This is a genomic window from Geobacter sp. PheSNFMC (genome assembly GCF_059620965.1).
The window spans coordinates 1-12,203 of sequence record NZ_JCAMRN010000016.1 but is presented as its reverse complement, the minus strand read 5'-3'; the positions used below and the strand labels follow the sequence as shown (position 1 = coordinate 12,203).

The window sequence follows — 12,203 nt, the reverse complement described above, 5'->3', positions numbered from 1 at the left end:
TTGCAATGCCTTAGGAATTATCCGCACTTACGAAAAGGCACGCTAACTACGCGACAGCATAAACTTTGGCTTTCATGTATCATGATTTTTTGAGGATGCTGTAAGGTTCCTTCTTATCAGCAGAGCGCAGCCATCCGGACGCGCCGCACCGCAGCCCTCAGCTTGGCGTGAATCCATTCGTAGCTGACCGAGACACCTGTTCCGGTCGGCACGGAAATGATGATGCTGGAGACCGACTGCAGGGCCGGCGCCTGCCGCTTGATTGTCATCATCCATGACCGGGACGCTATGCCCGTTCACCTCACCGGCCACCCCAGCCTCATCCCCCCCGACTTCGTCGTCGAACGGACTCGGGATCTCGCCTGCCCCGCCCGGAGCCCAGAGAGTAGGCCACATCTCACCCGCCGGACACCCCCCCTGGCATCGCATGATTCAACAGGGCGAACATCCTGCTTGATAAGTCAATTCTAATCATGATACGTTATTAACGTTTGTACAAAATCGACAGAACACCACCCTGCGAGGAGATATCCATGCGTTCTTTTTTCAGAGCCCTTCGCCCCACGGTACCAGCGGCACTGGCGGTTCTCTGCTCGCTGCCGCCCGCAACCTCGGCGCTGACCCTGACCAGCAGCGACTGTGGAGCCTGTCATGCCGGTTCCAATCTAGACCGGCACCATCGGCTCATCTCCCGGTCAGGAATGGAATGCCTTGCCTGCCACCAGCTCCATGACCTGCCGGCTGGCGGCTACACGATCTCTCTTTCGCGGGAATGCCTTGCCTGCCACAACGCCACCGTGCATGACGGTGTCAGGCACACCGTAACGACCCCTTCCACGTGCGCCCGCTGCCACCTGGGACCACTGGAGGCTACCCATGCCGAAAAGGGTTGGCATGGTGGTAATCCGGTCATCAACGCAGAGGTATTTCCTTGCCTGCGATGCCATACCAGCACGTCGGCGACGGTCATGGAAACCATCTCCGCGGGACTGGCTGGTGCAACGGCAAGCTGCATGAATTGTCACCCCTATGGCATGAGGCGCAGTCGGGGCGCCTCCTCAATCCGCCGTTGACCGCTGCGCACCTTTTCCCCCACGAGTAGCGCCTGAAGCAGAGCGATCGGATTGACGCCGTAGCGACGGGCGGCAGTGCCGAGGGTTTCGGCCGGACGTATCGTTACGCCCCGCTGCCGCAACGTGTGCCGGGCATGCTGCGGGTCCATGTCCAATTGCCTGCACAGGGTATCAAGGGTCCTGTGCTCCACGCCAGTCCCCTCGAACATCTCATAGACCAGGTCCATGGTATAGAGGGTTTCCCGTCCTCTCCGCCCACCGGAGTCCAGGTGCCGGACAGATGCCGTGGGGAGCACCGAGAAGGAAAAAAGCTCCGCGTGTCTGGTCAGCAGCCCGTCATCGGCACGGGAGGCCAGGTGGAAAATTCCCACGGCCGTTGCCATGCAAGCCATGACCAGTGCAATTAGAATCAGGATACATGGTTGTGTCCGTTTTCCATCCGGGTTCACCTCACTCTAGCTTTTTCCTCCCCAGAACCAATCAGTCGATGATATATCCAGGACGAAACCAAAAGGCGTGCCGTTCTACCGCCACCGCCAACAGCTCGTTTTAATTCATGTATTATAATTTCGACACCATTGAAACGGCTAACAAGGTGCAATTACTGTGCATTGGCGTGTCGAATGTGCACCGATACGCGTAAGTGCCGGGCAGGCGAGTCGCCAAACCGGCCACTATGGGTGTTAACTAATGGAAATAGGGGCAATAATATGATATGATGGGTTCTATTGGAGGCTACTGATGGAAATTTCCGGACGCGACGTGGAAACCCGGCTCACCTTGGCACGGGAATTCATGTCTGGGGTCGATGAACTACCGACCGTCCCTGACATTGTTCTGCGAATAGCAGGCAAGCTTAACGACCCCGACGTCGCCATCGACGAAGTGGCGGATTTGCTTCTGCAGGACCAGGTGTTGACCGCCCGGGTGGTGCACTTGGCCAATTCACCGTTGTACAGTGCCGCCCGCCCGATAAGTTCAATCAGAGATGCCGTCATCTACCTGGGTCTCGATCTGCTCAGGGAAGCGATTTTCACCTGTGCCATCGTGGATCTGTTCAAAACGGGCAAAGGCCCCCTCAACCGCTCCACCCTCTGGGCTCATTCCCTGGGCGTTGCCCGCATTGCCAAGCTCATTGCCGAACGCACCGGATTCCTCAATCCAGTCAACGTCTATGTGGCAGGGTTGCTCCACGATGTGGGCGAGGTTTTCATCAATTTTTTCAGGGGCAAGGAATTCTCCCAGGTAGTCACGCTGGTCGACGATGAAAAGATCACCTTCGGCCAGGCAGAGGAGAGGCTGTTCGGAACATCCCATTGCGAAGTGGGATTCGCTCTAGCCAAGCGGTGGAATCTGAACGAATTTATCTGCGACACAATTCTGTATCACCACGACATCGAGGCAGTGCCTTACAAACAGGCCGCCATCGTGGCCATGGTCGCCTTTGCGGACGAGTACTGCACCCTGCGGCGCCTGGGGTTTGAGGGGCACAAACCCGTGGACTCGATCCGCACGCTTCTCGAAAATCACCCGTCATGGGGCATTATCCGCCGGTCGCTGGGCGGGTCGGATTTTGACGAAAAGCTGATCGTTGCCGAACTTGACGGCTCCATCGTTGAAATCCGGGCAGCCGTTGACGAGTTGTTCCTCCTCTGAGCTTCCCGTCGCCCCTCACCCACCGCCGGGCGGATCTTCCCTTTTCCACCCCAGAACTGTCAGATTGAGAAATAGAACGTGGCGCCTGCACCTGGTGCGCTTTCGGCCCAGATGCGCCCCCGGTGCCGGTTGATGATGCGCCGGACCGTGGCAAGGCCGATGCCGGTTCCGGCGAATTCGTCATCGCGGTGCAACCGCTGGAACGGCCCGAACAGCCGATCGGCAAAGGCCATGTCGAATCCCGCCCCATTGTCCCGCACGAAAAACACCGGTTGCCCGCCAGCCAGGACACCGAACTCGATTTCGGCCAGCAACGATCTGCTCGTGTATTTCCATGCGTTTCCAAGCAAATTTTCCAGAACAATGCGCATCAGGTGGGGATCCCCCTTGGCGGCGATCCCATCGGCAATGGCAATCACGGCATTCCGGTCCGGCTCGGCCTCTTGCAATTCGGCCACGACCTCGCGGGCCATGGCGCTCATGTCGATGGACACCCGCATGACATCGCCCTGCCCCAGCCGCGACAGGTTGAGCATGGCCTCGATCAGGTGTTCCATCCGCCGAGCGGAGGCATTCATCCGTTCGAGGTACTCAAGGGCCTGGGTGTCGAGCTGCCCGCCGTAGTCTTCCCGAAGGGCGAGGCCATATCCGGCAATGTGCCGCAGAGGCGCCCGCAGGTCATGGGATACCGAGTAGCTGAACGCCTCAAGCTCGCGATTGGCGGCTTCCAGGGCCGCCTTCTGCCGCATGAGGTCCTCGTTCAGCCAGCCGATCTCCTCCTGTGCCTGGGCCCGCTGCTCGATTTCCGCCATGAGGCGGGCGTTGACCGATTCGAGTTCAGCGGTCCGCTCGGCAACCCGTTTTTCGAGACCGGTGTTGAGACGGCGGACTTCTTCCTCCGCCCCTTTCCGGGCCGAAATATCCTCGATGACCATGATGAAATACTTAGGCGTGCCCGATGAATCAAGCAGCACCGATGCCGTCTGGTTGATCCAGACCCGTGTCCCCCCCTTGCGGAGATAGCGGTTTTCAGTGGCGCACGAACGCTTTCCTCCAAGAAGTTGCTGCCGGCAAGCCCGGCAGCTCTCCAGATCTTCCGGACAGGTGATGTCGGTAACGGTCATGCCGAGCAACTCGTGCCCGGCATAGCCGAGGATGTCACTGAAGCGGCTGTTCAGCCTGATGAACCGTCCATCCATATCTACATGGGCAATACCGACCGCAGCCTGCTCGAACGTGCTGCGGAAACGCTCTTCGCTCTCGCGCAGGCTCTCGGTCCGTTGATCAAGAGACGTTACCATCTCGTTGAAGGCAGTTGACAGGGCGGCGATCTCGTCGCCGGTATCGGGCACGGGAAACCGGCGGTCAGCGCCCTCCTTTTCGGAAAGCCCGCGGATGTGGCCGGTGAACGCGGTGAGTTGCCGAGTGAGGTACCGAATCGACAGGGAGATGAGAACAATCAGCGCGCCAATCCCCGCTACCGTCGTAATCCCCATGACAACCCGGGCGGCGCGTATGGGCGCCAACACTTCCTTTTCGGGATAGTTGGCCATCACGACCCAATCCTTCAACGCCAGCTTGCGCGCCGTGGTGAACATGGGAACGCCCCTGTTGTTCACCGTTCGCCGGGTGCCTGAAAATCCCGTGACAGCATCCGCCACAAGATCACCGTGAAGGGGTCCGACCTGTTGGAGAATGCACTCCCGTTCAGGGTGCAGGATCAAGGCTTGGCCCGCGGTTGCCAGTTGAAGATAGCCTCTTTTGCCGATGCGAAGGGAACCGAAGCGCGACAGCAGGTTCGTTTCGCGCAGGGCTATGGTCCCGGCGAGAACTCCCCGCACCTCGTTGCCCGCGCCAAAGATCGGCGCGGTCATGACGATTTCCGAAGAATGGGGTGAGATGCAGCAGGTCGTTATCTCGGAGATGAGGGGAATTCGCTTTCTGAGGGTTTCGCGGAAAAAAGGGGTGTCGGTAAAATTGGGCGGAGGTTTGCTACCGGCAACGGTATGGGACGTGGCGACCAGCCGTCCGTCGGCGGAGACGACCAGCAGGCGGTTGCCGAACAACTTGTTGAGGCTCGTCCTGCTCTGGAGGAAGCGCCGGGTTCGCTCCGGGGAATCAAGGGCATCGACGGGAACAAAGGTTGCGCTCGCAACGAGAAGGCCCTGGGCAATGCCGAGGGTGTTGTCGATTTCACCGGCAATGTAACTGACCAGCGAGCTTTGCTGATCGATAATGGTCTCGTTGAGTTTGCGCTCGAAATAGCCGACCGCGACTACCGCCATAAACACGGCGAACAAAACCATCAACGCCGATATGGCGAGTGTCATTCTCTGTTTGAGATTCATTACCCGGACCCACGCGGTTCTTGCCGAAGCGTGGCAAAACGCCGTCAGACCTGCGTATAAAAGCCCCTCCCGGGGTCATGGCCGTTCGCGCTATCGATAAAACCAATGAGTAAACAACATTACATTTAAATATTCGCATTGTCAATTATACAAGTCAATTTACGACATGTGTCGTCGCGCCGTTCCCGCCACCGGACGCCCTTTTCCTGTCCAGTTCACGCATGAGATCATCATAGGCCACCAGGTTCTTGATGAGGGGCAGATCCTTTTTCGCCGCCTCTTCGAAAAGTCTGAGCCGCCCGTTGAAGCCTGCCGTGCGGTTCCTGAGCCCCTCGATACTGGTGGCCAGATAGCTTTTATCGTTTTTATAGGCGTCGTTGCGGGTGACGAAAGCCTTTGTCTTTGCCCAGTATTCATCGGTATTCCCAGCGTAATGATCAAGGGTTTCCAGGAACGAGAGGGTGGACGCTGAGACATCGGCCGAAGTCCGCAGTTTAGCTTGGACATCGGTCATGGCGCGCAGGAGCTCGCCATCCGCATAGCGGGCAGCGGCAGAGACCCGGGCGGCATCGGGCCGGGCGGGATCTATGGCGTCGACCATGGCCAGGTACCTGTCTGAGATTTTGAGGTACGAGGCAATGGAACCTGATGCGGCGTTCAGGGAGAGGACCCCTTGGGAAACGAATTTGGTCAGGACCGATGCCTGTCCCGCGTAGGGGATCGGCAGGACCCGGGCGAAGCCTGCCACCATGGAGCCGGCCTGGATGTACTTTTCGTAGCCGGCCAGACTTGAACTCATCCAGGTGACGAATTTTTCGAAATCGGCCATGGATTGGCGCTGGGCGCGGGTGTTGGCCGAGAGTTCCTGCAGGTGCCGCACGTTCTTCGCCAGCAGTTCGCTGCCGGAAACGGTGGGACTGCACTCCATCTCCCGGATTTTCTGCTCCAGCCTGACCTGGAGAGCCTGAAGCTCCTCCACGAGCTGTTGCCGGCGCTCAAGCGACTCCTCGCAGGTGAGCGATTCCGGCGGCGCACCCGCCACCTCGGAAGCGTTCCCCTCGGCACCATGGCCGAGCATGATGGCCGCGCAGGCCATGGCAATCACTCTTTTTTTCACGGGTTATGCTCTTTCTTTGCGGATGGCGGTTATCTCACCAGTGCATACTACTCCGCTGCACGCGAGACTGTCCAGTCCTTCGTGCCGTATGTGCGGATACGGAACGGACTGATGCAACTAAACAAAATGTTGACACAAAATTATACATATGTTCATATATGCTGCCTTACATATAAAGCTTGTACAACGGGGGTAATCAGCGCATGAGAGTGAAAACGGGATCAATCATCGCAGCATCAGTCATCACAATGGCTGCCATCAGCGCCTTTGCCGGCGCAGACCACGCGGAGTTCGTGAAGGGCCCCTTCAAGACCGGCCAGGACGTGACCAAGGCCTGCCTCGAATGCCACACCGAGGCCGGGGATCAGGTTCTTTCCTCTCCCCACTGGAAGTGGAAGGGACCGCCCAAACTGGTGAAGGGGCTGGAGAAGAGCACGGTCGAGTATGGCAAGGCGAACCTGATCAACAATTTCTGCATCTCCATCGAGGGGGGTGACCGGTGCGACAACCAGGAATTTTGCGCCAAATGCCATCCGAGCTATGGCTGGACCGACAACACCTTCGACTTCACCAACAAGAACAACATCGACTGTCTCGTGTGCCACACCAGCGACCGGCAGTACAAAAAGGGGCTGGCCGGCCAACCCGACCCCAAGGCCATTGCGGCCGGCAAGCTCGACTTGGAAAGGGCGGCCCAGAAAGTAGGCAAGCCGGGGCTTGCGAACTGCGGAGTCTGCCACTTCTACGGCGGCGGCGGCGACGCGGTGAAGCACGGCGATCTCGACTCGACCATGGAGAAGCCCAAGCGGGACCATGACGTCCACATGGGCACCACCGAGAGCGGCGGCCAGGGAATGACCTGCCAGCAGTGCCACAAGACGAGCCATCACCAGATCGCCGGGGCATCCACGTTCCTTGCCACCTATTCGGAGCGCGTTGCGTGCGAGGACTGCCACACCGGCGCCAATGCCCCTCACCAGAAGTCGAAAAACGGAGCCCTCATCAACCGGCACCTGGCCACGGTTGCCTGCCAGACCTGCCACATTCCGGTCTTTGCCAAGGGACAGGCAACCAAGATGAGCTGGGACTGGTCAGACGTGGGCAAGGATATCGAAGCCGGCGAGCAGTTCGACAAGGAGACCTTCATGAAGCACAAGGGAACCTTTACCTGGGGCAAGGACGTCATCCCCACCTATGCCTGGTATAACGGCTCCATCGAGCGCTACCTGAAGGGGCAGAAGGTCAAGGACCCGACAAAGGTGGTCAACATCTCCAAGCCGCTCGGGGATATCACTGACAAGAAAGCCAGAATTTTCCCCTTCAAGGTCCACACGGGCAAACAGCCCATGGATTCGCTCAGCAACTGCCTCCTGATTCCCCAGACCCACAATGCGCTCTGGAAGGACTATGACTGGGAAAACGCCCTGAAGAAAGGCGCCAAGGGATCCCAGGTCCCCTACAGCGGCAGGTACCAGTTCGTGAACACCGCCTTCTACGGCAGCATCAACCACGAGGTGGCGACTGGGGACAAGGCGCTGCAGTGCGGTGAGTGCCACATGGGGGGCAACCGGATGAACTGGAAGGCCCTGGGGTACAAAGGGGACCCGATGCAGACCGGCGGACGCTTCGCAAAGAGGGCTGCAAAAAAATAGACCGCCTCGCATTGAGGGCGGCCCACGGGCCGCCCTCTTTCATTTCCGCCATTATATTTCATTCAGCGTTCCTGCCCCTCGCTGGCACACGGGGCACACGCCGTTCCACGGCTGCAGGCTCGCGACAGCCGGCATCCCGCTGTCAGAGCAGCGTAACCCGGGGCCTTTTCGACATCAACCGACTGATCAATTACCGAAGTTACTCAAACGGCTTCAGCGGCACCGGCCTCCCTTGTTCTTGACAAAAATTATCATAATGTTGTACAAAATAACCTGTATGCATACCATGAGTATCTTCCATACCTGCCTGGCGGCAGTTCTGGCGACAGCAATCGTCCTCTTCTCCACCGCGGGGTTCGGCGTGGCGTGTCACCTGGTCGTCCCCACGGTGGTCGATTCGTCCCACCACCACGATACCGACCGGCTCTGCCCCACGGACGAAGAGCGGAACGACGGCGGCTCGCCACCGGCGTCCGAGTGCTCCTCCGCCCACGGGGACCTGCCCCCCTGCTGTGCGGAAGAGACGTTCCTCCTGGCCTATTGCCCGTCCTTCGCCCTGCTCGCTGCTCACGACCCCCTGAGCGCACCGCCCCAGGTCTATCTTGACTGGTTTGTCCCACCACAGAATCAGGTCTGAAGCGAATCAGCCCTCGGTGCCATGACGTTCCCACCGGCCGCTCGTTCACCGGGCCCGGTCAGATCAGAGCGCTGCCGGTCGTTGGTTTGTCGCCAGCCGGCGCTGATTCACCGTTTCTCCCCGTCCCTGTCAACCGATAGTGCGCTCGGCCGTTTTTTACCATTAATCTCGGCCGCAACAGCATTCCGGGAAACCGCCCACCGCGGTCCCGGGAAAACGGAGGTGCAACGATGCTTGCTACAGATACCTTGAAACGTCTCTGGATTTTCTCTTTCGACCGGACGCTCACCGCGGCCGGAGCCTGCTACGCCAAGGCTCGCCTGCACCGGGTGACGCGCCAGTTCCTGGAAGAACTTGCCGCGCTCCCCGGCCACCGTGTCGCTGTTCTGTCCAGCCGTCCCCTCGACGACCTGGTTTCCCGCGTGCCAATCGAGGGCATTTACCTCGGCGGCAGTTGCGGGACCGAATGGCACATTCCGGGCGGCGAATCAATGACCCTTTCGGGCAAGCCCAAGGATATGCTGATGGAAACCCGCGACGCCCTGTTGCCTGCGCTGCGGGCAGTCGCCGACCTGCCGGGCGTGGAACTGGAAGACCGGCGCTGGTCCGCGGCGCTCCACACCCAGGAGGCGAGCACCAAGGCGCGCCAGACGCTCTTTGCCCGACTCGCCGCCGTGCTCAAGGGGTGGAGGGTGGCCCTTTACCGGAATACCACCATGGTGGAGATCCAGTTCCTTCCCGAGATCACCATGGAGTTCGGCGCCCGCGCGCTGTGCCGGTTCCTGGGATACCGCGGAGAAGTGGTCTGTGCCGGCAGTGACGAGAACGACGCCACGGCCCTGCGCTGGACCCTCAACCAGGGGGGAACTGCGCTCAGCCTCGGCAGGGACCCGCTCGTGCCGGGGGCGCGACCGGTAGTGGACGTAAGGTCCCTGGCCCGTCACGTACGCGATCTGGCGGGAATCGACGAGCACCATCGGATGAGAATGGCGGGACGCCGGCTCTGCAATGCCGCATAGCAGTCGCGTATGGCTGACTGAAAGGATAGAGCTTGAGAAAAAGGATCAATCTGCTGCGTGAATTTTCGGTACCGCTGATCGCAGGGGTCGTGGTTGCCCTGTTCTGGGCCAACTTTGACCCGGCCGGCTACCACTCCTTCATTGAACAGCCTTTCTTCGGAGGGATGAGCTTCCACTTCGTGGTGAACGAGCTGTTCATGGTCCTTTTTTTCGGTATCGCTGCTGTGGAAATAACCCAGAGTTGCCTGCCGGGCGGCGATCTGAACCCGTTGCGAAAGGCGGTCAATCCGCTTCTGGCAACTCTCGGGGGGGTGGTGGGCCCGGTGCTCGTCTATCTGGGGCTCAATGCCGTCATCGGCGGCCCGGAGCTGACACGCGGCTGGGGCATTCCGACCGCCACCGACATCGCGCTGGCCTGGCTGGTGGCCCGGCTCGTCTTTGGAGCCGGGCACCCGGCGGTATCGTTCCTGCTTCTGCTCGCCGTGGCGGACGATGCCATAGGGCTTGCCATCATTGCCGTGTTCTATCCCGACCCGAGCCATCCGAGCGAACCGGCCTGGCTTTTCCTGACGGTTGCAGGCATGGTTGCCGCCTACATCCTCAGAAGCCTGAAATTGAGAAACTACTGGCCCTATGTCATCGTGGGGGGGGGGCTTGCGTGGACCGGCCTGTTCAAGGCCCATCTGCATCCCGCCCTTGCCCTCGTCTTCATCATCCCCTTCCTGCCCCATCCCCCCCGTGAAACGGCTCACCTGTTCGAGGCCGATCCGTATGACAGCTCGACCCTCGCCCGATTCGAGCACGACTGGAAGGTCATCGTGGATTTCGGCCTCTTCATGTTTGGCCTTGCCAATGCGGGAGTCGGCTTTTCGTCCGTGGGGTCGGCAACCTGGCTCGTGCTGGCATCGCTCGTTATCGGCAAGACTCTCGGTATCTTTGTCATGGGATACATTGGCAAAACCCTCGGTTTTCCCCTTCCGCAACAGGTCGGTGCCAAGGAACTGGCAATGACGGGGCTGGTGGCGGGCATCGGCCTCACCGTGGCCCTGTTTGTGGCTGGAGTGGCCTTTATCGAGCCGGACATCCAGGGGTCCGCCAAAATGGGAGCCCTTTTGTCGGGAGGTATCTCCATTGTGGCGATCGTGCTCGGAAGGGCACTGAACGTGCGACGCATCCCCTGAGTTGGCCGGAAATTGCATCTTGACAAATGTGCGTCCCTGATTAAGATGCGGATGATTCATGATCTTCCAGGAAAGATCCGGCCATGTACCGTCACGGTTGTCAGAAAAGAGCCAAGGCGCTCCTGCTGCTTATCGTTATCCTCCACGTGGCGGGCTGCTCCCTCATGCTCACGGGGCAGGCCTTTGCCCCCCTTCAGGAGCAGATTGCCTTCTGCTGCAGCGCCAACATCGAGGCGGACGGCGCCCAGGCGGATATTGACGACTTCAAGCCGCCGAAGCACTCGTTTATCGACTATACCACCTACTTCTGCCCCAGCGGGCTTGTTCCCATCTACCAGCCCAGCGAATCCCGCCTCCTGTTCGCCGAGCCGTTCCGGCTGCCGCCACAGGTGTATCCGGAGATTTCCGTCCCCCCCCAGAACATCGCCTGACGCATCACCGACGCAAGAGTAACTGCAGCAACGCATAGTCGTTCCCAGTGCAGGGCACGCGACACGGGAGGTTTGCCATTGTCGCCCGTGCCTGCGCATGCGTGCGTCCGGCATGTCCTCGCCGGCCGCGATCTGACCATTGCATGACCACCACACTCAAGGAGAATCCAATGAAATACCTACGCGCCACGCTTCTCGTCGTTTTCAGCATCGCCTGTGCCACAGGTTGTGCCAAGAAGGAGCTCATCGTGCCGGAGCCGGCGGTCACCTCCGCATCGGCCCAGCCCCCTGCCACGGAACCTGCTGCGCCGCCGGCAGCGACGATTGACGCACACGAACCCATTGCCGCAGCGGACATTGTCGAGGATCGCACAGCACCGGCCGGCACTGCGGCCCAGGCAAGTCCCCTGAAAACCGTTTACTTCGACTTTGACGCCTGGGTCCTCACCGCTGCGGCCCGGGAAATCCTGGCCGCCAATGCCGAATGGCTCCGGAAAAACCCCGGAGTGGCGGTCACCCTCGAAGGACATACCGACGAACGGGGATCCGACGCCTACAACCTCGCCCTGGGGGAGCAGCGGGCCAAATCTGCCATGAAGTACCTGCAGACTCTCGGCATCGATGCGGGTCGCATGACCGTGGTGAGCTACGGAGAAGAGAAGCCCGCCGTCGAAGGCCACGATGAGTCCGCCTGGGCCGGGAACCGGCGCGTCGAGTTCATCCCCAAGCGCTGAATCTGCCCATTCGCAAGGAGATAGCAATGGAAAAAGCCGCAACATCGAGCGCAACCGGCACTCTCGCCGACCGCGCGCCGCTGGTGGGAATCCTGACCGGGAGCCCCAATGATCTGCCCACGGTGGTGAAGGTGCGCGACACCCTGACCGAGCTCGGCATCCCGAGCGAGATCGTGGTGGCCTCAGCCCACCGGACCCCCGACAAGGTCCTCACCTACCTGGACCGGGCCCATACGGAAGGGGTGCAGGTACTGATCGGCTGCGCCGGCGTGGCCGCCCACCTGGCGGGCGTGATCGCCGGACACACGCGGTTGCCTGTCATCGGCCTGCCGCTCGGCAACGGCCCCCTTTCGGG

Annotated in this window: 13 protein-coding genes; 9 read left to right on the top strand and 4 right to left on the bottom strand. The window is 60.2% G+C overall.

Features of this window, described 5'->3' with window-relative positions; genetic code table 11:
- Nucleotides 1-116 precede the first annotated feature (116 nt).
- Nucleotides 117-269 (bottom strand): hypothetical protein, encoded by a 153-nt coding sequence (locus AC6CDK_RS05200; RefSeq protein ID WP_158514093.1) that lies wholly within the window; start codon nt 267-269, stop codon nt 117-119.
- A 264-nt stretch (nt 270-533) separates the two neighbouring features.
- Here AC6CDK_RS05200 and AC6CDK_RS05195 point away from each other — a divergent pair, with 264 nt between their 5' ends.
- Nucleotides 534-1,073, top strand: coding sequence for a cytochrome C (locus tag AC6CDK_RS05195; protein ID WP_192905417.1), 540 nt, complete (start codon nt 534-536; stop codon nt 1,071-1,073).
- Here AC6CDK_RS05195 and AC6CDK_RS05190 read toward each other — a convergent pair.
- Nucleotides 1,028-1,456 (bottom strand): hypothetical protein, encoded by a 429-nt coding sequence (locus AC6CDK_RS05190; protein ID WP_226048327.1) that lies wholly within the window; start codon nt 1,454-1,456, stop codon nt 1,028-1,030. The genes AC6CDK_RS05195 and AC6CDK_RS05190 overlap by 46 nt on opposite strands.
- A gap of 358 nt (nt 1,457-1,814) precedes the next feature.
- Between AC6CDK_RS05190 and AC6CDK_RS05185 the strand changes: the two genes are divergently transcribed.
- The gene (locus tag AC6CDK_RS05185) at nt 1,815-2,729 is read left to right on the top strand and encodes an HDOD domain-containing protein (RefSeq protein WP_192905415.1); all 915 of its coding nucleotides are present in this window, start codon (nt 1,815-1,817) and stop codon (nt 2,727-2,729) included.
- A 59-nt stretch (nt 2,730-2,788) separates the two neighbouring features.
- Here AC6CDK_RS05185 and AC6CDK_RS05180 read toward each other — a convergent pair whose 3' ends face one another.
- Both AC6CDK_RS05180 and AC6CDK_RS05175 read right to left on the bottom strand, forming a co-directional pair.
- On the bottom strand, nt 2,789-5,059 hold the full coding sequence (locus AC6CDK_RS05180) for a sensor histidine kinase (protein ID WP_226048326.1): 2,271 nt from the start codon (nt 5,057-5,059) through the stop codon (nt 2,789-2,791).
- A 172-nt stretch (nt 5,060-5,231) separates the two neighbouring features.
- Entirely contained in the window at nt 5,232-6,194 is a 963-nt protein-coding gene (locus tag AC6CDK_RS05175; RefSeq protein ID WP_192905413.1) for a hypothetical protein, read from the bottom strand.
- A gap of 203 nt (nt 6,195-6,397) precedes the next feature.
- On the opposite strand from AC6CDK_RS05175, the gene AC6CDK_RS05170 reads away from it, so the two are divergent.
- From AC6CDK_RS05170 to AC6CDK_RS05140, 7 genes are all read left to right on the top strand, one after another.
- Nucleotides 6,398-7,846, top strand: coding sequence for a tetrathionate reductase family octaheme c-type cytochrome (locus tag AC6CDK_RS05170; RefSeq protein WP_192905412.1), 1,449 nt, complete (start codon nt 6,398-6,400; stop codon nt 7,844-7,846).
- A gap of 286 nt (nt 7,847-8,132) precedes the next feature.
- Complete coding sequence (locus tag AC6CDK_RS05165) at nt 8,133-8,483, top strand: hypothetical protein (protein WP_226048325.1); 351 nt, start codon at nt 8,133-8,135, stop codon at nt 8,481-8,483.
- A gap of 230 nt (nt 8,484-8,713) precedes the next feature.
- Entirely contained in the window at nt 8,714-9,502 is a 789-nt protein-coding gene (locus AC6CDK_RS05160; protein ID WP_039643704.1) for a trehalose-phosphatase, read from the top strand.
- Between the two features lie 32 nt (nt 9,503-9,534).
- Nucleotides 9,535-10,683, top strand: coding sequence for a Na+/H+ antiporter NhaA (locus tag AC6CDK_RS05155; RefSeq protein ID WP_039643702.1), 1,149 nt, complete (start codon nt 9,535-9,537; stop codon nt 10,681-10,683).
- Between the two features lie 83 nt (nt 10,684-10,766).
- On the top strand, nt 10,767-11,114 hold the full coding sequence (locus tag AC6CDK_RS05150; RefSeq protein WP_039643700.1) for a hypothetical protein: 348 nt from the start codon (nt 10,767-10,769) through the stop codon (nt 11,112-11,114).
- A gap of 170 nt (nt 11,115-11,284) precedes the next feature.
- On the top strand, nt 11,285-11,848 hold the full coding sequence (gene pal / locus AC6CDK_RS05145) for a peptidoglycan-associated lipoprotein Pal (protein ID WP_192905410.1): 564 nt from the start codon (nt 11,285-11,287) through the stop codon (nt 11,846-11,848).
- A 26-nt stretch (nt 11,849-11,874) separates the two neighbouring features.
- Nucleotides 11,875-12,203 (top strand): AIR carboxylase family protein (locus AC6CDK_RS05140; RefSeq protein WP_496639758.1); only part of this gene is annotated, 329 nt, incomplete at its 3' end.